At 61.5% G+C, this 20,798-nt stretch carries 22 protein-coding genes; 6 read left to right on the top strand and 16 right to left on the bottom strand.

The window, feature by feature from the left end:
- Positions 1-49: 49 nt before the first annotated feature.
- Together CKW40_RS28955 and CKW40_RS28950 are read right to left on the bottom strand one after the other, a co-directional pair.
- Positions 50-1,219 (bottom strand): porin, encoded by a 1,170-nt coding sequence (locus CKW40_RS28955; protein WP_095203246.1) that lies wholly within the window; start codon positions 1,217-1,219, stop codon positions 50-52.
- Positions 1,220-1,596: 377 nt separating this feature from the next.
- Positions 1,597-1,872, bottom strand: a complete 276-nt coding sequence (locus tag CKW40_RS28950; RefSeq protein WP_095203245.1) for a hypothetical protein — start codon at positions 1,870-1,872, stop codon at positions 1,597-1,599.
- 85 nt (positions 1,873-1,957) lie between these two features.
- Here CKW40_RS28950 and CKW40_RS28945 point away from each other — a divergent pair, with 85 nt between their 5' ends.
- Positions 1,958-2,749 (top strand): CPBP family intramembrane glutamic endopeptidase, encoded by a 792-nt coding sequence (locus CKW40_RS28945; RefSeq protein WP_095203244.1) that lies wholly within the window; start codon positions 1,958-1,960, stop codon positions 2,747-2,749.
- A 111-nt stretch (positions 2,750-2,860) separates the two neighbouring features.
- Here the strand turns inward: CKW40_RS28945 and era are convergent, their stop codons facing one another.
- From era to rpoZ, 9 genes are all read right to left on the bottom strand, one after another.
- Positions 2,861-3,793, bottom strand: a complete 933-nt coding sequence (gene era / locus CKW40_RS28940) for a GTPase Era (RefSeq protein ID WP_095203243.1) — start codon at positions 3,791-3,793, stop codon at positions 2,861-2,863.
- Entirely contained in the window at positions 3,778-4,491 is a 714-nt protein-coding gene (rnc, locus tag CKW40_RS28935; RefSeq protein ID WP_095203242.1) for a ribonuclease III, read from the bottom strand. Before rnc ends, era begins: the two co-directional genes overlap by 16 nt.
- A gap of 2 nt (positions 4,492-4,493) precedes the next feature.
- On the bottom strand, positions 4,494-5,243 hold the full coding sequence (gene lepB, locus CKW40_RS28930; RefSeq protein ID WP_095203241.1) for a signal peptidase I: 750 nt from the start codon (positions 5,241-5,243) through the stop codon (positions 4,494-4,496).
- 77 nt (positions 5,244-5,320) lie between these two features.
- Positions 5,321-5,734: a holo-ACP synthase gene (gene acpS / locus CKW40_RS28925; RefSeq protein ID WP_095203240.1), complete on the bottom strand. Its 414-nt coding sequence runs from the start codon at positions 5,732-5,734 to the stop codon at positions 5,321-5,323.
- Entirely contained in the window at positions 5,731-6,330 is a 600-nt protein-coding gene (locus CKW40_RS28920) for a DUF2062 domain-containing protein (protein WP_095203239.1), read from the bottom strand. The genes acpS and CKW40_RS28920 overlap by 4 nt, the downstream gene beginning before the upstream one ends.
- 261 nt (positions 6,331-6,591) lie before the next feature.
- Positions 6,592-6,993 carry a VOC family protein gene (locus CKW40_RS28915; protein ID WP_095203238.1) on the bottom strand — a complete coding sequence of 134 codons (402 nt, stop codon included), beginning with the start codon at positions 6,991-6,993 and terminating at the stop codon, positions 6,592-6,594.
- A gap of 46 nt (positions 6,994-7,039) precedes the next feature.
- Positions 7,040-7,618: an orotate phosphoribosyltransferase gene (gene pyrE, locus CKW40_RS28910; RefSeq protein WP_095203237.1), complete on the bottom strand. Its 579-nt coding sequence runs from the start codon at positions 7,616-7,618 to the stop codon at positions 7,040-7,042.
- Between the two features lie 30 nt (positions 7,619-7,648).
- On the bottom strand, positions 7,649-9,877 hold the full coding sequence (locus tag CKW40_RS28905; RefSeq protein ID WP_095203236.1) for a RelA/SpoT family protein: 2,229 nt from the start codon (positions 9,875-9,877) through the stop codon (positions 7,649-7,651).
- A 128-nt stretch (positions 9,878-10,005) separates the two neighbouring features.
- On the bottom strand, positions 10,006-10,407 hold the full coding sequence (rpoZ, locus tag CKW40_RS28900; RefSeq protein ID WP_095203235.1) for a DNA-directed RNA polymerase subunit omega: 402 nt from the start codon (positions 10,405-10,407) through the stop codon (positions 10,006-10,008).
- 325 nt (positions 10,408-10,732) lie between these two features.
- Between rpoZ and CKW40_RS28895 the strand changes: the two genes are divergently transcribed.
- Positions 10,733-11,314 (top strand): LabA-like NYN domain-containing protein, encoded by a 582-nt coding sequence (locus tag CKW40_RS28895; RefSeq protein WP_010915096.1) that lies wholly within the window; start codon positions 10,733-10,735, stop codon positions 11,312-11,314.
- A gap of 11 nt (positions 11,315-11,325) precedes the next feature.
- Positions 11,326-11,982, top strand: coding sequence for a uracil-DNA glycosylase (locus CKW40_RS28890; RefSeq protein WP_095203234.1), 657 nt, complete (start codon positions 11,326-11,328; stop codon positions 11,980-11,982).
- A gap of 9 nt (positions 11,983-11,991) precedes the next feature.
- On the opposite strand, the gene CKW40_RS28885 is transcribed toward CKW40_RS28890, so the two are convergent.
- Positions 11,992-13,005: a zinc-binding alcohol dehydrogenase family protein gene (locus CKW40_RS28885; RefSeq protein WP_095203233.1), complete on the bottom strand. Its 1,014-nt coding sequence runs from the start codon at positions 13,003-13,005 to the stop codon at positions 11,992-11,994.
- A gap of 110 nt (positions 13,006-13,115) precedes the next feature.
- On the opposite strand from CKW40_RS28885, the gene CKW40_RS28880 reads away from it, so the two are divergent.
- A complete protein-coding gene (locus CKW40_RS28880) occupies positions 13,116-13,478 on the top strand; it encodes a winged helix-turn-helix transcriptional regulator (RefSeq protein ID WP_179298153.1) in 363 nt (120 codons plus the stop codon).
- Between the two features lie 152 nt (positions 13,479-13,630).
- On the opposite strand, the gene CKW40_RS28875 is transcribed toward CKW40_RS28880, so the two are convergent.
- The 3 genes from CKW40_RS28875 to dapA all read right to left on the bottom strand — a co-directional run bounded on the left by CKW40_RS28875 (position 13,631) and on the right by dapA (position 15,894).
- Entirely contained in the window at positions 13,631-14,341 is a 711-nt protein-coding gene (locus tag CKW40_RS28875; RefSeq protein WP_095203232.1) for a glycoside hydrolase family 25 protein, read from the bottom strand.
- A 166-nt stretch (positions 14,342-14,507) separates the two neighbouring features.
- Complete coding sequence (smpB, locus tag CKW40_RS28870) at positions 14,508-14,987, bottom strand: SsrA-binding protein SmpB (RefSeq protein ID WP_006202221.1); 480 nt, start codon at positions 14,985-14,987, stop codon at positions 14,508-14,510.
- 25 nt (positions 14,988-15,012) lie between these two features.
- Positions 15,013-15,894 (bottom strand): 4-hydroxy-tetrahydrodipicolinate synthase, encoded by an 882-nt coding sequence (gene dapA / locus CKW40_RS28865; protein ID WP_095203276.1) that lies wholly within the window; start codon positions 15,892-15,894, stop codon positions 15,013-15,015.
- A gap of 350 nt (positions 15,895-16,244) precedes the next feature.
- On the opposite strand from dapA, the gene CKW40_RS28860 reads away from it, so the two are divergent.
- A complete protein-coding gene (locus CKW40_RS28860) occupies positions 16,245-18,275 on the top strand; it encodes a lytic transglycosylase domain-containing protein (RefSeq protein WP_095203231.1) in 2,031 nt (676 codons plus the stop codon).
- A gap of 166 nt (positions 18,276-18,441) precedes the next feature.
- Entirely contained in the window at positions 18,442-19,326 is an 885-nt protein-coding gene (locus CKW40_RS28855) for an alpha/beta fold hydrolase (protein ID WP_095203230.1), read from the top strand.
- A 231-nt stretch (positions 19,327-19,557) separates the two neighbouring features.
- Here the strand turns inward: CKW40_RS28855 and CKW40_RS28850 are convergent, their stop codons facing one another.
- A complete protein-coding gene (locus CKW40_RS28850; RefSeq protein WP_179298148.1) occupies positions 19,558-20,634 on the bottom strand; it encodes a tyrosine-type recombinase/integrase in 1,077 nt (358 codons plus the stop codon).
- Positions 20,635-20,798: the final 164 nt, after the last annotated feature.

The following is a 20,798-nucleotide window of genomic DNA, read 5'->3' as shown; positions in this document are numbered from 1 at the left end:
CCGCCCGCAGCGATACGCTGCGGGCGGCTTGGTAAGGTCAGTCGATCGATTAGAAGTTGCGCTGGAAGCGGAGGATGCCGCCGAGGCTGCTCTTCTTGGTAGCCTTGGTCCAGTTGTTGAAGTCGGCGTCGCCGAACTTACCCGCATTGAGGTAGTCGACTTCAGCCGTGACCGTAAAGCCGGGCACAACGGTATAGGCAACGTTGGCGGCGATGCCGAGGTTCTTCCAGTCGTCGTAGGAGACCTGGGCGTTGAAGGCAGTCTTGTCGTTGAACTTGTAGGTGCCGCCGCCCCAGACTGCCCAGTTGCCGCCCCACTGCTTGTAGAAGCCGCGGCCGCTGGCATCGATGGCGTTGCCCGCATTGTCGTTGAGGTTGTTGTCAGAACCGTAGCCGCCCATGACGAACAGCGTCAATTCCTTGCTGACATTGACGTCCAAACGAACCTTGCCGGCAACTTCTTCATAGTTGCTGTCATAGGCGACGACACCGGTGATCGCACCCCAGTCGCCCTTATACTTCAAGCCGCCGACGACATGCGGAACATAGCTGTCGATCGTGCCGACCTTGCCGGCGCCCTCTTCGAGAGAGACCAACCCGGTCAGCCCGTTGCCCGCGTCGAAATAGTACTGAACGACGTTGCTCTCCTGTCCGCCATACGGAACCAGCGTATCCTGGATGACGCTGCCGGCGTAGCCGATGAACGTATCGAAAGCCGTATCGTCCTTACCGACGCGCAGGCCACCCAGCTGAATCCAGGCGAAACGCAGCGAGAGCGACTTGTTACGGCCCTGCCAGTCGTCGGCATTGGCGGCTTTTTGATTGAGATAGTCACCGTTGCTGTTGCCGAAATTGAAGCGGGTCTCGGTGTAGGTCTTCAGGGTGCCGAGCTCCGTCTCCTGACCGGTCCAGGTCTTCAGGGTGAAGCGGGCGTTCTTGTAGTAGGTCGAATGAGTGCCGTCGCCCTGAACGTCAGGGACATGGTTGACACCATCGAGCGAGCCGGCGTCGCCGACGCCGATGTCATAACGGACATAGCCGCCGATGCGCAGGCAGGTCTCGGTGCCCGGGATGTAGAAGTAGCCGGCGCCGTAGACGTCGCAGATCTTGACGTATTCGGCCGGTTCCGGCTCGGCGACGACGACAGCGTCCGCGGCGCGAGCGCCGGAGACCGCGATCAGTGCCGCGGCTGAGCCGAGAAGGAGGCTCTTGATGTTCATTTTCTGACCTCTCCAGTCATAGTTTAAATGGCTTCGGATTTGTGGCTGGCGGATATGTTTTCCCGCCTCACCCCCACAACGAAAAAGGCGCGCACCGCGTCCCCTTTTCGCGGCGAACATACCCATCAAACCTCCGCCTTCAATGACGGTTTTTGAAATAACAGCGATTCCGCGAACAGTTTTATGCTGTGTTGCACAAATAACACTCGAATGGCACAATTAGCACAACGTCATATAATCAATATATATCTCGATAGTTTCTCGACTAACTATCTTTTAGAGATATTACCTTTTCGCAATTCCTCGACAAGCACCAATATTATTCCACTATTTCGGAGATATATTCATTAATTTTTCGCCGCAAAGGCCATGGCAATTCATATGATGACCGCACGCCAGCGCTGCGGCGGATCGCCGACAGTGCCCATCCAGCCGATCGGCCTTGCCAGGGCTAACCAAAAATCGCCTGGCCCAAAAATCGCCTGGAGTGTAGCCGCATGGATGATTGTGACAGCAGCCAACCGCTGGGGGCGGCGCAAACGATCCGGCTCGTCAAAAAATCGGAAATCCTTCAGAAGCTGCTCGGGATTTTTGGCCGCGAAGGCGCCAAAAATCTCGAGTTGACCGATGTGGTCGACACGGCTGCCGAACAATTCGGCCAGCTCGTTTCAGATGCATGTCGACTGATCGGGCAGTCCGGCGACCTCTCACAGACCCTGCCCGCTGAGAGGACCTGTGATGACTCCGATGTTGAGCCTGGTGCGAAGGCACCAGCTGAGCACCTTCTTTGGCCTGACGCTTGGCCTGACCTGGCTGGCCTTCATTCCCTTCTGCCTGTCGCATGGTGACAGCATTCCCTGGTTCACGTTCGGTCCGATGATCTCGGGCTTTATCGTCGCGGCCGTGTCCGGCCGCTGGAGTTCGGTCAGGGCCATCCTCAGCGCGATGGTGAGGTGGCGGGTTCGTCCGATATGGTACCTGGTGGCGTTCGGCCTGCCGTTCGGAACGCAGTTGACCTCTATCCTGATCAATCCGCTGCTTGGCGCGGCAGCACCGGCCTGGGGCAACATCCCGGCGCTGTCCGAGATGCTGCCGATCATCGCGCTCTATGCCGTCTTCAGCGGCCCGCTCGGCGAAGAGCCGGGGTGGCGTGGCTTTGCGACGCCGCGTCTGTTTGCCAGTCAGCCGGCACTTGCCGGCAGCCTGACCCTCGGCGTGATCTGGGCCATCTGGCACTTCCCGCTCGGCCTTGTCGGCGACCTCAGCCTCTACGGCACGATCAACGTCGTTCTAGCGGGTGTGGTGTTCACCTGGCTCTATCAGAACACCGGCAGCGTGCTTCTTGCCATCATCATGCACGTCACGCACCAAAACAGCGTCCGCTTCCTGGGCAAGGTGTTCATCGGCGGCGACTATGTGCAGCAGCAATGGATCGCCGTGGCGATCTGGGCAATCATCGCTGTTGCCATCATCGCCTACTATGGAACCGAGAGCTTCGTCCGGCGGCGAACGGCCGCGCTTGCCGCCTGAACCATGTGCTGGATTCGCCGATCACGCCCAAGCTTGTGATCGGCGAGCACCGCGTTGCGGCCAACTGGCGGACCAGAGCTGTGTCGATGGCGAGCGTGCCGTCCATCGGTTCTAGTGGGGAAACTCAAGCCCCATCTCGCGGTAACGCTCGGGATCATCGCCCCAGTTCTCACGCACCTTGACGAACAGGAACAGGTGCACCTTCTGCTCGAGGATGCCTGCAATCTCCATGCGTGCCGCCTGGCCGATGGCACGGATGGTTTCGCCCTTATGGCCAAGCACGATCTTCTTCTGGCTGTCGCGCTCGACATAGATGGTCTGGTCGATGCGCACCGAGCCGTCCGGCTTCTCTTCCCATTTCTCGGTCTCGATATGCGAGGAATAGGGCAGTTCCTGATGCAGCCTTAGATAGAGTTTTTCGCGGGTGATCTCGGCCGCCAGCTGGCGCATCGGCAGGTCCGAAATCTGGTCTTCCGGATAGTACCAGGGACCGGCCGGAAGCGCCTGCGCCAGATAGTCGAGCAGGTCCTTGCAGCCGGAGCCGGTCAGTGCGGAGACCATGAAGGTGCGCTTGAACGGAACTTTCTCATTCGCCGCCGCGGATAGGGCCAGAAGCGTCTCGTGCTTGACCCTGTCGACCTTGTTGAGGATCAGCGCCATCGGCTGGCGCACATCCTTCAACCGTTCGAGGATGGCATCAGCATCACCTCGTATGCCGCGCTCGGCGTCGATCAGCAACAGCACGATATCGGCATCCTTGGCACCACCCCAGGCGGTGGTCACCATTGCCGTGTCGAGGCGTCGCTTGGGCTTGAAGATGCCCGGCGTGTCGACGAAGACGATCTGCGCATTGTCATGCGTGGCGATGCCGCGCACGATGGCACGGGTCGTCTGCACCTTGTGGGTGACGATCGACACCTTGGCGCCGACCAATTGGTTGACCAGCGTCGACTTGCCGGCATTCGGCGCGCCGATCAGCGCAACGAAACCGGAATGCGTGGCGGGAGCTTCAGCAGTTTCAATATCCGTCATGTCGCGTTCCATACACCTTCGCGCAGCAGAAGGGCAGCCGCAGCAGCCTGCTCCGCTTCACGTTTGGAACGGCCACTGCCGGTTGCCGGCTGAAAAGCGCCAACCCTGACGCTGACAGTGAACAGCGGATCGTGGTCCGGCCCCTCGCGGCTGTCGATCTGGTAGGCCGGAACGGCACTCGCAGCCTGATGCGCCCATTCCTGCAATTCGGTCTTGGCGTCGCGGCGTGCCGCACCGGAAGCCTGCGAACGCGGCTGCCAGTATTTATGGATGAAAGCACGCGCCGCCTCCAGCCCACCGTCGAGGTAGAGCACCGCGATCAGCGATTCCAACGCATCGGCGCGCAGATTGACGCGCTTGCGCCCATCGAGCCCGCGCACATCGGATCCGGCGCGGATCAGGTCCGGCAGCCCGATATGTTCGGCGATCTCGGAGAGAGCCTCGGCATTGACCAGCGCGTTGAGCCGCAGCGACAATTCGCCTTCCGCCGCATCGGGAAACGCGGCCAGCAGCATGTCGGCAACGACCAGGCCGAGAACCCGGTCGCCGAGAAATTCAAAACGCTCATAGTCGGTGCCGGCATTGGCACTGCGGGCGCTGGCATGGGTCAGCGCACGCTGCAAGCGCTGGCGGTCGGCAAAGGCATGGCCCGTGCGTTCCACAAGCGCTTCGGCGAGCGCGTCGGCGGTCAGCCGTTTTGCCGCTGCCATCCCTAGTTGACGAAATGGAACAGGCGCGAAACGCGCATCAGCGACGGCCATTTCCAGATTTCGAGAGGGCTTGCCTTGCCGGCGATCGAGAAGAAGACAAGGTTGGCGCGGCCAACCAGGTTCTCGGCCGGAACGTAGCCGACGGTGAACCGGCTGTCGGCGGAATTGTCCCTGTTGTCGCCCATCATGAAATAGTGGCCGGGCGGCACGTCGAATTCACGCGTGTTGTCGCCGATCGAATTCGGATTGAGGTCGAGCGTGTCGTAGCTGACGCCGTTGGGCAGGGTTTCCCGATAGACATCGATCGGCTGAGGCATTTCGGTGATATCGGGATTGTCGATCTGGCCGGTCTTGACGCGCGGCACGCCGACGCCGTTGATGAACAGCTGGCCATCCTTCATCTGGATCTTGTCGCCGGGCAGGCCGACCACGCGCTTGATATAGTCGACGGACGGATCCGGCGGGAACTTGAACACCACCACGTCACCGCGCTTGGGCTCGGAACCCCAGATGCGACCCGAGAAGATGTCAGGTCCGAACGGCAGCGAATAGCGCGAATAGCCATAGGACCATTTGGTGACGAACAGATAGTCGCCTTCCAGAAGCGTCGGTCGCATCGATCCCGACGGGATCGAAAAGGGCTGGAACAAGAGCGTGCGGATGACCAGGGCGAGCAAAAGCGCCTGGACGATGACGCTGACGGTTTCGCCAAGCCCGCCGGATTTCTTCTGGGATTTTTCAGCCACGCTCATGTCGTCCTCGATTGTGCGTTGGATGTATAGAGTCTCGGCGCGCGCTGGGCAACGTCAATGCCGGTCGTCAGATGCAATCAATGTGGCGCTTCTTCGACGGGCAACGCCTCGATGATCACAAAGGCTTGAGCGAGCGGAAAATCATCCGTGATGGTGAGGTGGATCGCCGCCCGATGGCCTTTCGGCAGGATCTTTTGCAGCCGCGCCAGTGCGCCGCCGGTCAGCGCCATGGTCGGCGCACCGCTGGGCAGGTTGACGACGCCCATGTCGCGCCAGAAGACGCCTTGCGCCAGTCCGGTGCCCAGCGCCTTGGCGCAGGCCTCCTTGGCGGCGAAGCGCTTGGCGTAGGAAGCTGCGCGGGCACGTCGGTTTTCCGAACGCGCCTGTTCGACCTCGGTGTAGATTCTCTGGACGAAGCGCTGGCCGTGACGATCCAATGATTTCTCGATGCGCCTGATATCGATCAGATCGCTGCCGATGCCGATGATCATTGTGCGGCGGAACCGACGCTTCCGCCGGGATGAGACGATTGCGCGTGGCGATGCGCGCGCTCGGCCAACCGCTTGCGCCTTTGCTCGCGGAAGACAGTCATGCCCCAGCGCGTGACACCGTAGAACAGGAGGCCGAAGACCAGCCCGAGCGGCACCGCGCCGATCAGCATGGGTTCCAGCACGGGATGCCACAGTTTCGCGAAGGAAAGCGTGTGCAGCATCTCGCCCAGATGCGCCGGCGGACCATGTGCCGGCAGGCGATCGTGCAGGATGAGCTTGCCGGTTTCCCAGGATGCGCCCCACAGAATCGGAAAAGTCAGCGGATTGCCGAAGAAAACAGCGCCGAGCGCCGCAGCCACCAGATTGCCGGCGATCACCCAACACAGAACGGCGGCAATGATGAAATGGAAGCCCACGGGAAAGAACGAAGCGAAGACACCGGCCGCCACTCCGGCGGCCACCGCATGCGGCGTGGCCTTCAGCCGCAGGATGCGCTTGGAGAAATACTGCAGCGAGCGCGAAAACGAGCGGCGCGGCCAAAGGTAGGTACGCACCCGTTCGAAAAGGCCATCAGGCTTGCGGCGACGAAAAAGCACTCTCTTCCTATTCCTGATACTTTACAGCTTGCACGCCGGCTGTTTTCAGCCGGCCTCAACCGCCACATCTTGCGCTTTGCGGTCACCGAAAGGCAATCGCAACTTAGATATAGCCATACGCAACCCCGACAACAACCGAAGGCCACCTGCACGGCGGCCGCACCGCCACGATTTTGGTAAGGGTCGTCCTTCCAACACCGGACAATCACGGCGAATTTGAGAATGGCTTCGGCTTATTGTCGCAGCCGGATGCTTGAGACACTACCGCAAGTACTGGCTGACTTCGACAAGGTTGTCGTCCGGGTCGCGGAAATAGACAGACATCATTGGACCCCGCGCCCCGATGCGTTCGACCGGTCCCAGCTCGAGCACAACGCCATTGGCGTCGAGACGGGCACGGATTTCGTCGAGCGGCCGTTCGGTGATCAAGCAGAAATCGCCTGACCCTGGCGTCGGCACCTTCGCCTTCGGCTCAAAAGTGCGGCGGACTTCGTGGACATTGATCTTCTGGTTGCCAAAAGCCAGCGCCGTCGGTCGGCCCGGCGTGTCGATGCGCTCAAAGCCCAGCACGCGCTGGTAAAAGGCGCAGGTCGCTTCGAGCGACGCCACCGTCAGCACGAAATGATCGATACCGACGATCATCTCGAATTTGCCTTCACGCATGTCGTCACTCCCAAAACCGCCGCACACTTTTGGGCGACATGCATGGTCAGATATTGCGGCTGCCGGGCTTCACCGCCGGTATCGCGGCGAGTTCCGGCGGCAGCCGGTCCGGCGGGTAGGCCGGAACCTCGTATTCGGCGAGCGCGATCAGCGGCACGCCGACATGGGTCTTGCCGGCCGAACGGTCGATGATGCAAGCAGCGGCAACCACCTCGGCGCCAAGCTCACGCAGGCAGTCGATGGTTTCGCGGATCGAGAGCCCAGTGGTGACGATATCCTCGACGATGACAACGCGCGCTCCCCGAGCGATCTCGAAGCGGCGCAGGCGGAACTCGCCCCCTTCCCGCTCGACCCAGATCGCCGGCACGCCGAGATGGCGTGAAGTCTCGTAAGCCGGGATCAGTCCGCCGATCGCCGGGCCGACGACATAGTCTATCTTGCCCGGCACCCCGGCGCGGATCTTCTTGGCCAATGCCTTGCACAGCCGCTCGGTCTTGTCGGCATGCATGAACACCCGTGCCTTTTGCAGGAAGACCGGGCTGCGCAGGCCAGACGTCAGGATGAAATGCCCCTCCAGAACGGCACCCGCTTCACGGAAAATGCCCAGCACTTCATCGGTCTTCATCTGCGCCTATCCCCTCGTAGATCAGTCGTGTCAGCCGTTCACACGCCGTGCGTCGCTGACGCTGGAATTGTCCTTGAGCTGCGATAGCAGCCGGTTGAGATGCTTCAGATCCCAGACTTCGAGATCGATCAGCATTTCGGTGAAGTCCGGCGCGGTGCGCACCATCGACAGCGTATGGATGTTGGCATCGTTGGACGCGACGACCTGGGCAATATCGGCGAGCGACCCCGGCGCATTGATGGCGGTGACCGAGACGCGCGCCGGAAAGCGTTCCTTTGTGCGTTCGTCAATGTCCCAGCGCACGTCGATCCAGCGCTCGGGCTGGTCGTCGAAGGCCTGCAGCGCCGGCGATTGGATCGGATAGATGGTGATGCCGGTGCCCGGCTGGACGATGCCGACGATGCGGTCGCCCGGCACCGCCCCTTCCGGTGCGAAGCGCACCGGAAGGTCGCCGCGCACACCGCGGATCGGCACGGCGCCGTCGCGCGGCTGGTCCTTGTCCTTGCGCGCGGCGCGGCCCGGAATCTGGAACAGCATGCCGGCGGCGTTGCGGATCTTCGACCAGCCCTCCTCGCGCTGCTTGGGCGCTGCCGGCGTGACACGCTCGTCCTTGTAGTCGGGGAAGACCGCCTTCATGACGTCGGTTGAGGCCAGTTCGCCACGGCCGACGGACGCCAGAACGTCCTCGATGTCCTTGCGCGCCAGCCGGTGCAGCACCGGCTTCAGGCTTTCCTTGGTGAAGGTCTTGCCGGCCCGCTCGAAGGCGCGCTCCAGAATGCGCGCGCCGAGGCCCGAATACTGCTTGCGGATGGCGTTCTTGGTGGCCCGGCGGATGGCGGCGCGCGCCTTGCCGGTGACGACAACCGATTCCCAGGCGGCCGGCGGCACCTGCGCCTTGGAACGGATGATCTCGACCTCGTCGCCGTTCTTCAGTTCCGTCATCAGTGGCATGATGCGGCCGTTGACCTTGGCGCCGACGCAGGTGTCGCCGACATCGGTGTGCACCGCATAGGCGAAATCGATGGGCGTGGCGCCGCGCGGCAACGCAATCAGCATGCCTTTCGGCGTGAAGCAGAACACCTGGTCCTGGAACAGTTCGAGCTTGGTGTTTTCGAGGAAATCCTCGGGATTGTCGCCCTCAGCGAGCTGCTCGATGGTGCGCCGCAGCCAGGCATAGGCGTTGGTCTCCTTCGAGATCGCATGTCCGGCGCCGTTCGTCTTGCCGCCGGTGTCCTTGTAGATCGAGTGCGCCGCGACGCCGTATTCGGCGATCTTGTTCATCTCGCGGGTGCGGATCTGCAGCTCGACGCGCTGGCGCGACGGCCCGACGATGGTGGTGTGGATCGAGCGGTAGTCGTTCTGCTTCGGCGTCGAGATGTAGTCCTTGAAGCGGCCGGGCACCATCGACCATGTGGTGTGGATGGCGCCGAGCGCGCGATAGCAGTCCTCGACTGAGTCCACGACGACACGGAAGCCAAAAATGTCGGACAGCTGCTCGAAGGACAGCGCCTTGGCCTCCATCTTGCGGAACACCGACCAAGGCTTCTTCTGCCGGCTTTTCACGCTGGCGTTGATGGCATGCTTTTCAAACAGCGCCGACAGCGCCTTTTCAATGTCGGTCAGCACGTCCTTGTTGCGCTCGAAAATCTCGGCAAGCCGCGCGGTGACGGCGCGGTAGGCTTCCGGATTGATGAAGCGGAAGGCGATCTCTTCCAGCTCCTCGCGCATGCCTTGCATGCCCATGCGCCCGGCCAGCGGCGCGTAGATGTCCATCGTCTCCTCGGCGATGCGCAGGCGCTTGGCCTCGGGCATGTGGTCGAGGGTGCGCATGTTGTGCAAGCGGTCGGCGAGCTTGACCAGCAGCACGCGCACATCTTCCGAGATCGCCAGCAGCAGCTTGCGCAGGTTTTCCGCCTGCTCTGCCTTCTTGGAGACGAGATCGAGCTTCTTCAGCTTGGTCAGGCCCTCGACCAGCTTGCCCATTTCAGGACCGAACAGATCGTCGATCTCGGCCCGCGTCGCGGTCGTGTCCTCGATGGTGTCGTGCAGCAGGGCGACGGCGATCGTCGCCTCGTCCATGTGCATTTCGGTGAGGATGGCGGCGACTTCGAGCGGATGCGAGAAATAGGGGTCGCCGGAAGCGCGCTTCTGGTGGCCATGCTTCTGCATGGCATAGACATAGGCCTTGTTGAGCAACGCCTCGTTGACGTCAGGCTTGTAGCGCTGGACGCGCTCGACAAGCTCATACTGACGCATCATGGGCGGAATCTCGCGGTGCTGAAATGATTGATGCGCCGCACTAGCGTACGGCGCATCTCATAGATAGCCACGAAACTGACTGGACGGAAGTGCCGGAAACGTATTCCAGGCAGGTCCAGAGCGCTCGCTTAGTAGTCGTCGCTCTTTTCCGGCGGCACCAGACCTTCGATGCCGGCCAGCAGGTCTTCCTCGGTCATGCGATCGAACGTCACATTCTCCTCGGCGTCATCGGTTTCGGCGGCCGCAACAGCACCCCCGGTCTGATCGGCGATCACTTCGCCATCGGCCTCGGGCTCGTCGACCTCGACATGCTTCTGCAGCGAATGGATCAGATCTTCCTTGAGGTCGTCGGGCGACAGCGTCTCGTCGGCGATCTCGCGCAAGGCGATGACCGGGTTCTTGTCGTTGTCACGAGGAACGGTGATCTGCGCGCCCTGGCTGATCTGGCGAGCGCGGTGGCCGGCCAAAAGCACCAGCTCGAAGCGGTTGTCGACCTTGTCGATGCAATCTTCAACGGTTACGCGGGCCATGGACTGCCCCTTTCATGCCTGGATTTGATGGAAAACAGGCGCGGTCCATAACCCGAACGCCGCCAAAATACAAGCATCATGCCAAAGTTGGCGCTGCAGGACACGTAATCCCGCGGTCAAACACCCGATTGAAGCAAAACGCCGTTGTGCCCATGGCGTCCTACGCCGCGATCACAATTGCTTGCGTTGCCCCATCACGCCTTGGATTGCCAGCAAACTGGCGTTATCTCGGATGGACAAGGTCAGCCGGTTTATTATGAGCCTGACCGATAGCGCTACCGCATTTCGTTTAGACGGCCGCATTTTTCGAAAAGGAATATTTTCCATGTTCGACCCTCGTGAAAAAATCGCCCTGTTCATCGACGGCGCCAATCTCTATGCGACGTCGCGGGCGCTCGGCTTCGATATCGACTATCGCAAGCTCTTGTCGAGCTTCCAGAAGCGCGGCTATCTGTTGCGAGCCTATTATTACACCGCGCTGGTCGAGGATCAGGAATACTCCTCGATCCGCCCGCTGATCGACTGGCTCGATTACAACGGCTTCAAGGTGGTGACCAAGCCGGCCAAGGAATTCACCGACTCGACCGGCCGTCGCAAGATCAAGGGCAATATGGACATCGAACTCACCGTCGATGCGCTGGAGCTCGCCGACGTCGTCGACCACTATGTCATCTTCTCCGGTGACGGCGACTTCCGCACGCTGGTCGAGGCGCTGCAGCGGCGTGGCCGCAAAGTGTCGATCGTCTCGACCATGGCCTCGCAACCGCCGATGATCTCGGACGATCTGCGCCGCCAGGCCGACCATTTCATCGACCTGACGACGCTGAAGAACGAAGTCGGCCGCGATCCTTCCGAGCGGCCCGTGCGCCGGCCCGAACCGGCTGAAGTCGACGAGGACGATTACTGAGGCCGGTCGCCTTGACCGCCCTCCCCACGTCCGAACCGAACCACGACTGCCCGCTCTGCCCGCGGCTGCATGATTTCATTGCGCAGTGGCGGCAGCGCGAGCCGTCCTGGTTCAACGCACCGGTGCCAACCTTCCTGCCGCCGCAGGGCGAGGATACCGTCCAGCTTCTGATCGTCGGGCTGGCGCCTGGCCTGCGCGGCGCCAACCGCACCGGGCGCCCCTTCACCGGCGACTATGCCGGCGACCTGCTCTACTCGACGCTGATCGCGCACGGTTTTGCGCGTGGCGAGTTCAAAGCGCGGCCAGATGACGGGCTGGAGCTCGTCGGCACGGCAATCACCAATGCGGTGCGCTGCGTGCCGCCGGAGAACAAGCCGGTCGGCGCCGAAATCTCCACCTGCCGGACATTCCTGGTGCCGACGATCGCCCGCTTCCCAAACCTGCGCGCCGTGCTGGCGCTGGGATCGATCGCGCACCAGTCCACCGTGCGCGCGCTCGGCGGGCGCGTTGCTGCCCATCCGTTCAAACATGGCGGGCAATTGCCGGCCGGCGGCATCACGCTGTTTTCGAGCTATCACTGCTCGCGCTACAACACCAACACCGGCGTTTTGACGGAAGAGATGTTCGTCAACGTGTTCAGCGAGATCGCGGCGTTCCTGCGGAAATAACGCCGTCCATCAGAAACCTTCCAGTACGATCTTGCCCTTGGCCTTGCCGGTCTCGATCAGCGCATGGGCGCGTTTCAGATTGACGGCATTGATCGGACCGAACGTCTCGCCCAAAGTGGTGCGGATGGTGCAGGCGTCGACAAGCCGCGACAGCTCGTTCAGATGCTCGCCCTGCGCGGCCATGTCCTGCGTCTCGAACAGCGAGCGGGTGAACATCAGTTCCCAATGGACCGAAACGCTCTTGCGCTTGAACGGATTGATGTCGAGCGTCTGGGGATCGTCGATCAAGCCGAACCGGCCTTGCGGAGCTATCAATTCGGCGATCTCGGCCAAATGCCGGTCGGTGTTGGTTGTCGAGAACACGAAGGCTGGTGCGCCAATGCCGAGTGCCGCGACTTCGGCTGCCAGCGGCCTGGAATGATCGATGACATGATGGGCGCCAAGCCCAAGCACCCAGTCGCGTGTCTCAGGCCTCGATGCAGTGGCGATCACCGTCAGATCGGTTAGTTGGCGCGCTAGCTGGACCGCGATCGAGCCGACGCCGCCGGCGCCGCCGATGATCAGGATGGCATTCGCGGCGCCAACCACAGGCTTCTTCACGTCAAGGCGGTCGAACAGCGCCTCAAAGGCGGTGATCGCGGTCAGCGGCAGTGCCGCCGCCTGCGCATAGTCGAGCGAGCCGGGCTTGCGGCCGACAAGGCGCTCATCGACAAGGTGGAACTCGGCATTGGTGCCTTGCGGCGCGAGCGCACCGGAATAGAAAACGTCGTCTTCGAACTTGAACAGGCTGGCGTCTGGACCTGTGGCGACGACCCGACCGGCGGCGTCCCAACCAAGCACGCGCCAGCTTCCGGCTTCGGGTTTCGCGCTTTTCCGGATCTTGGTGTCGACCGGATTGACCGAGATCGCCTTCACCTCGACCAGCAGTTGACGGCCCTTCGGCTCCGGCTTGGGCAGGTCGATATCGACAAGGGAAGCCTCATCGGTGATGGGGGCTGGGATTTGATAGCCGACGGCGCGCATTTCGATCTCCGCGATTGCTGTTGAGCTTTGTCTGGGGCAGAGATGCGGATTATGTGCGCGAAGCGCAAGAATGCACATATAAAGCACATAGTGTCGAAAAGGATACCGTCATGCCGCGCATTCGCCATGAGCGATTCGATTGCAGCCCCGGCTGCACGGTGGAGGGAACGCTCCGCTATATCGACGGAAAGTGGAAAGGCGTTGTGCTCTACCATCTGTTCGAGGGCACGCTGCGCTTCAACGAGATCCGCCGGCGCATTCCGAACTGCACGCAACGCATGCTGACCAACCAGTTGCGCGAACTGGAAGCCGATGGGCTGATCGCTCGCAAAATCTATCCGGAAGTGCCGCCGAAGGTGGAATATAGCCTGACGCCGCGCGGCAGAAGCCTGGAACCGGTGATCACCGCCCTGAAAGTGTGGGGCGATGCGAATGTGACGCTAGCGCCGGAGATATCCCAGGCCGCGGCTTGAAGCGGCGGCAGCTGCTCAGCAATGGCGGGACGTGCAACCACGTGGTTTGACGATGCCGGCAGCAGCCGGATCGTCAATATTTGCAACAGCATAGTTCGATTTTCGAAGAAACTGATTCGGACGCGTGACCCGATCGCTTCGGCCGAAAGACCTCAACGCGCCGATGCAAGCAGCGCCGCCAATTTCTCCGGCCCGCCCTGCAAAACGTTGAGGTCGACGTCACCCACAATACCGTCCACGCGCCCCCTGTTGTGGTATTGCCAATAGACCCAGTCGTGGCGGTCCGGCTCCATCAGCAGCGAGCGAAGCCAGAGCGGGCGCGCGGCGATCTGCCCGGCATAGGCGGCCTCTGCCTCATCGGTCAGATAGACGATCGCCGTCTTGCCAAACGCCGCCTCGACGGGGCCGAGGAAAGCCTGGAGCTCGGCATTCAACTGTTCGGGCGACGGACGCTGCGGACAATTGCCGCCGAACTCGATGTCGACGACCGGCGGCAGCAAGGGCTGATCTTGCGGCACGACCGAGATGAAATTCTTCGCCTGGTCGGCGCCCGGCCGGCAGAAGGTGAAGAAATGATAGGCGCCGACGGCGATGCCAGCCGCGCGAGCCTCACGCAGATTGGTGGCAAAGGCGCGATCGACATGATCGCCGCCCTCGGTCGCCTTGATGACGGCGAAGGCGACATCGTCGGCAGCAACGCGTCGCCAGTCGATCTGGCCCTGATGATGGGAAACGTCGATGCCCCTGACCGGATATTTGCTACGGTCGGGAGAATAGGTGTGGAAATAGAAGAAGCCGCCGGCCACCACCATCGCTGCAAAAACCAGACTGACCGACCCCCAGAGGATGATCCGGTTCTTCAAGGCTATCCTCTCTGGTACTTGCAGGCTCCGGTTGTTCGAAACTTGAAAGCCAACACTTGGCTTTTCTAGGGCTACCGCCCGATGCCCGGCCCTTCGCTATGGCTCCGGGCGTTCGTAGCTCGAAAAGCCAAATCGTTGGCTTTTCGTCCGCTTCGCGGACCACTCCTCACCCGCGCTCCTTGAGAAGCCGGCCCTTCTCGCGCGACCAGTCACGCTGCTTTTCGGTTTCGCGCTTGTCGTGCAGCTTCTTGCCACGACCGACGGCGAGCAGCAGCTTGGCGCGGCCCTGATCGTTGAAATAGATTTTCAGCGGCACCAGCGTCATGCCTTCGCGGTCGACGCTCTGCGACAGCTTGGCCATCTCGCGCTTGTTGAGCAGGAGTTTGCGGCGTCGCCTGGGCTCGTGGTTGAAGCGGTTGGCCTGCAGATATTCCGGCAGGTAGGAGTTGATCAGCCAGATCTCGCCGCCCTCGACCGAGGCATAGCTGTCCTGGATGTTGGCCTGGCCCTGGCGCAGCGACTTGACCTCGGTGCCGGTCAGCACCAGGCCGGCCTCGATCGTGTCGAGTACCTCATAGGAAAACCGCGCCTTGCGGTTTTCCGCAACGGTCTTGTTGTTGGGATCGGCTTTTCTGACTTGATTCATGATGTGGAGAGGTGGCGCCTCATCCTCAATTAATCAAGCCGGCGTGCTTCATGGCCGCATCGATCTTCGCCGCTGTCGACTCCTCGACCGTGACCAGCGGCGACCGCAGCACATTCTCGACCTTGCCGAGCTTCGACAGCGCGTATTTGGCGCCGGACACGCCAGGCTCCAGGAAGATCGCCTTGTGCAGTGGCAAGAGACGGTCCTGCAATTCCAGCGCCTTGGCGCTGTCACCGGACAGCGTGGCTTCCTGGAATTCGGCGCAGAGCCGTGGTGCGACATTCGACGTCACTGAGATGCAGCCGACACCGCCATGGGCGTTGAAGCCGAGCGCCGAGGCATCCTCGCCGGAAAGCTGGATGAAATCCTTGCCGCAGGTCATGCGCTGCTCGGACACACGCTCGACCTTGCCGGTCGCGTCCTTGACACCGACGATGTTCTTGAAGTCATGCGCCAGCCGGCCCATCGTCTCCGGCATCATGTCGATCACCGAGCGCGGCGGGATGTTGTAGATGATGATCGGCAGCTTGGTCGCCCTGGCGACGGCGGCGAAATGCTCGTAGAGGCCACGCTGCGTCGGCTTGTTGTAATAGGGCGTGACGACCAGGGCGGCATCGGCGCCGGCCTTTTCGGCATATTGCACAAGGCCGACGGCTTCCGCGGTGTTGTTGGAACCGGCGCCGGCGACGACCGGAGCGCGGCCCTTGGCCACCTCGATGCAGACCTTGACGACATGGCGGTGCTCATCGTGCGACAGCGTCGGCGACTCGCCGGTCGTGCCCACGGGAACCAAGCCTGTCGTGCCTTCTGCGAGCTGCCATTCGACAAACGCGCGAAAGGCTTTCTCGTCGAAACGCCCGCTCTTTTCGAACGGTGTCACGAGCGCAGTAAGCGAGCCTCTCAGCATGTCGTCCAACTCCTTGGGACTTGTTTGTTTATGCATGTCGTTGTCCCCAAAACCGGTATCCACTTTTGGGCGACATGCATCTTTGGTTTATGCATGTCGTTGCCCCAAAACCGGTATCCACTTTTGGGCGACATGCATCGGTGTCTAGTCTTGCGCGCCTTCTAACCGAAAGCGAAGCGGCGCACCATAGTCTCGACATGGTTGCGCGGCAAGCATTGCCATGGTGCCAGCAAGCGCAATTCGAACGGCCTCGATAACTCTTTGTTTACGAGCCCTTCACGACCTAAGTTTAGGCTTCGAGGCATCTTCGCCGGCTGGTAGAATGCTGGATTAGGGAAAGACACGAGATCATGCCGACCCGTCGGCCCCACCTCTTCGCGCTGCTTGGTGCCATCGCTGCGCTGATGCCCGGCGTGGCGATCAGCGGCAGCGTCGATGCGCGGGTCACCTCGGCGATCCCGATGCCGAGCCCGCAGGACAATGCGCAGCAGGCCCCCACGCCCAGCGTTGCACTGTTGAAAAGCGGGCTGGACGCACTGGCGGCCGGAGACATTCCTACCGCCCGTAGCGTGCGCGACACGCTTCCCGCTCAATCGCTCGACCAGCATATACTGGCCTGGGCGATCGCACTTTACGGCGGCGACAAGGTGCCGAGCGGCGACATCGCCGCCGCCGCGAAGATGCTGCCCAACTGGCCGGGCACCATTGCCTTGCGCAAGAACAGCGAGCGCGCGCTCTATCGCGAGAACCCCGCCCCCGACATCGTCATTGCCGCATTCGACGGCAGCCAACCGCAGACATTCGAAGGCGTCATGGTTCTCTCCCGCGCCTATATGGCGACGGGCAATGTCAAGGCGGCACGCTCGGTGCTGTCGCCGTTCTGGCGCACCACGATCCTGGAAGCCAAGGACGAGACGGCGCTGATCAAGGAATTCGGCAGTCTGATCCCTGCCGCCGACCACCGTTTTCGCATGGACCGTATGTTCTATGCCGACCGGATGAATTCCGCGCTGCGCCTTGCCGGCCTTGCCGGCGCTCAACAGTTTGCCGAGGCCTGGGCCGCGGCCGACAGAGGCGACAAGAATGCGCTGAAACTTTTGAAGGCAGTCCCGGCATCCCAGCGTTCGGCCGGCTATTTCTTCGCGCAGGCCGAATATCTGCGCAAGCAGGAGGACTTTGCCGGCGCCGCCGCCGCTGTGATGAAGGCGCCGACGGACCGCGAGGCTCTGGTCGATCCGGACGCGTGGTGGGTCGAGCGCCGCGTGCTGTCGCGCGAACTGGTCGACCAGGGCGACATGAAAACGGCGTACAAGATCGTCGCCACGCATGCCGCCGAAAGTGCTGCCAATGCAGCGGAGGCGGAGTTCCATGCCGGCTGGTATGCGTTGCGCGGCCTGAACGACCCCAAGCTTGCCGCGACGCATTTTTCGCGCATTGCCGACCTCGCGCAGGGGCCGATGACCCTGTCGCGCGCCTATTACTGGCTCGGCCGCGCGGCGGAAGTCGGCGGTCCCGGCAATGCCAAGGACTATTTTGGGCGCGCCGCCACTTACGGCACGACCTTTTACGGCCAGCTTGCCGCCGAACGTGTCGGCAGGCAGGCGCTCAACATCGTCTATCCCACGCCAAGTGCCGCCGACCGGCAGAATTTTGCCGGCCGCGAAGCCGTCAGCGCCATCAAGCGGCTGCAGGAGGCTGGCTATGACCGCTATGCCGAGACGCTCTATCGCGACCTTGCCGGCCAGTTGACCAGCCCGGGCGAACTGGCGCTGCTCGCCGTCCTTGCCGAAAAGCAGGACAACCATTTCATGGCGCTGAAGGTCGGCAAGATCGCCGGGGCACGCGGCATCGATGTCGGCGCGCTGTCGCACCCGCTCGGCGTCATCCCCGATTCGGCCAATATTTCCGGCTCGGGCAAGGCACTGGCCTATGCGATTGCCCGGCAAGAGAGCGAATTCAACGTCGGCGCCGTATCCAGTGCCGGCGCGCGCGGGCTGCTGCAGTTGATGCCGGGAACCGCCAGGCAACTGGCCAAGAAGGCCGGATTGCAGTTCTCGCAGGCACGGCTGACCACCGACGCCGGCTATAATGCGACACTCGGTTCAGCCTTCCTCGGCGAGCAACTCGATCGCTTTAACGGCTCCTATGTGCTGACCTTCGCCGGCTACAATGCCGGCCCCAACCGAGCCAGCCAGTGGGTGGCGAAATACGGCGACCCGCGCGGCAAGGACATCGATGCGGTGGTCGACTGGATCGAACGGATTCCCTACACGGAAACAAGAAGTTACGTGCAGCGCGTGATGGAGAATTACGAGGTCTACAAGATGCGCATTTCCGGCAAATACGACATTGTCGGCGACCTCGTGAACGGACGCAGCTGACCGAAGCGGTGACAGATTAGCCAAAGGCTGGCGGACCTGCACGCGCCCCCTCTGTCCCTCCGACATCTCCAAGATTCTCCGCGCGTTGGCGCCTTCTGTTTGACCACTCCCACTGTCACCTGTAGCAGTCCGAGACAATCCCGCAGCGAGAAGGTGGCGTGTCCAGATGTCGAGCATCGAAGGTTTTTCCGACTTCTTCCATGCCGCGCCAGACGGGCTGAGACTTCATGCGCGCGTCTATGGCGAAGCGAATTCCGAACACTGGCCGGTCGTCTGCCTGCCTGGCCTGACCCGCAATGCACGGGATTTTCATCAGCTGGCACTGTATCTTTCGACGCGATCCCCGGTAGCGCGCAAGGTGGTTGCCTTCGACTATCGCGGACGCGGACAATCGGCCCACGATCCCGACGTCAGCCGCTATAATGTCGGCGTCGAGGCTGGCGACATCCTTGCCGGACTGGCCGCACTCGGCATCGAGGAGGCGGCTTTCATCGGCACCTCGCGCGGCGGACTGATCATCCATGTGCTTGGCGCGCTGCGGCCGGCCGCACTGAAAGCCATTGTTCTCAACGATATCGGGCCGGTGATCGAGCCGGCCGGCCTCGCCCACATCCAGACCTATCTCGAACGCGCGCCGAAGCCGAAAACTTTTGCCGAGGCGGTGGATGCCCAGCGCGGCGTTCACGGCAAGGATTTTCCCGTGCTCACCGACGTCGACTGGACACGGATGGTGTCGGCGCTCTACCGCGACACGGATCAAGGGCTGTTGCCGGATTTTGACCCGAAACTGGTCGACACGGTTGCCAATCTCGACCTGTCGCAGCCATTGCCCGCCCTGTGGCCGCAGTTCGACACATTGGCCGCCATTCCCTTGCTCACCATCCGCGGCGCCAATTCGAGACTGCTCTCCGCGGACACCATGCGGCAGATGCGTGAGCACCATCCGATGATGGAAACGATCACGGTCGACGGCCAAGGTCACGCGCCATTCCTCGAAACCGGCAGCCTGCCCGGCGATATAGCGACCTTCCTTGATCGGGCTGAACGCTAAGGCTCGTCGCGTCTGAACGGATTCATGCGACGCGCTTTAGGTCGTTGTTTTATGCATGTCGTTCTCGCAAACCGAGGCCAATTTTAGGTGACATGCATTGGAGCTGGAGCATGATATCGTCCGAAAACCGCTTCACACTTTTCGGCATCATGCTCTAGACCAAACAAAGTAAACCCCAAGACCAAATCTGATCCTGGGGTCATCATCACAGTAATATACAGGCCAGCCGAACTATTTGGCCTTCGAGCTTTTCCCGGACGCTTTGGCCGGTTTCGCCGCGCCCGCCTCGCCTGTCTGGCCTCGCTTTGGCGTCGAAGCTGCAGTCAACGGAGACGAGAACACCGAGCTTTCAGCACCGCGCGGCGACTCTTCGCTTCTCGGCGTTTCCAACACCACGACGCACCCGTCGAGATCGTTGGTGGCCAGATGGGCATAGCGCATGGTCATCGACAAAGTCTGATGGCCGAGCCACATCTGCACACGCCTGATGTCGATCCCGCCCTGGACAAGGCGCGAGGCGCAGGTGTGTCGCAGGATGTGCGGCACGACCTGATCGTCGGCGCCAAGGCCAACTTCGGCTTTCGCCTCGTTCCAGATCGCACGAAACTGTGCCTGGCTCAATTTGGTGAACGGACCTTTCGGCCGACGGCCTTCGGTCGGAGGCAGTTTGATGACCTCCTTGACCCGCTCGGTCATCGGAATGGTGCGGCTGCGGCCGGATTTGGTGATCCAGAAGGAGACGCGATGTTCCTGAATGTCATTCCAGATCAGCCCGAGCGCCTCGCCGAGACGGCATCCGGTGTCGACCAGGAAGACGGAAAGCCTGTAGGCATCCTCGCTGCGGGTTCTGATGGCAGCGAACAGCCTTGCCTCTTCCTCCCTCTCGAGGAAACGAATCCGTCCCGCCCGCTCCTTCTGGCGGCGGAACTCGGGCAGGCTGTGGATATCTCCCATCTTGTAAGCCTTGCGCAGCAGTTTGCTGAGGGCAGCCATCTTTCGATTGATGGTTGCGTTGCTGTTGCCGCGCTGGCGCAAGGTGCCGATAAGGTTATCAAGGGTACTTTGGTCAATGGCGCTGAAACGCTCCCCTAGGAGGATCTCGTCTATTTCGCCGATGAAAGAGCTGACATTGTATTTATGCCGCCCATCATCCCACAGTATGTCCCGGTAAGCTGAAAAAAGCTCTCCGACCCTGTACGACTTTACTTCTCTTATCTTGTTGTATGTGTAGTTGATCTTTGAGTTCTGAGAAGAAAACATCGAAAACGGATCCGGGGCGCTACCCTCTTGAATCGCTTCGTTGGTCATAATTCATCACACCCCCGAGTGGATAGATCAGCCCTATCCGCTTGGAAGCGTCCTTTCAAGAGATTTTAATCACGCGGTTGTGATCCCATCCGCCCATCAACGGATCCCACGACATCGTCCCGCGGACCAATTCAGCTACCGATTCCCCCTGTTCCTTCTGTTGC

The sequence above is a fragment of the Mesorhizobium carmichaelinearum genome (assembly GCF_900199455.1).
Taxonomy (GTDB): domain Bacteria; phylum Pseudomonadota; class Alphaproteobacteria; order Rhizobiales; family Rhizobiaceae; genus Mesorhizobium; species Mesorhizobium carmichaelinearum.
Note: the sequence above shows the minus strand (reverse complement) of the source record. Positions and strands in the feature narration are given on the sequence as shown.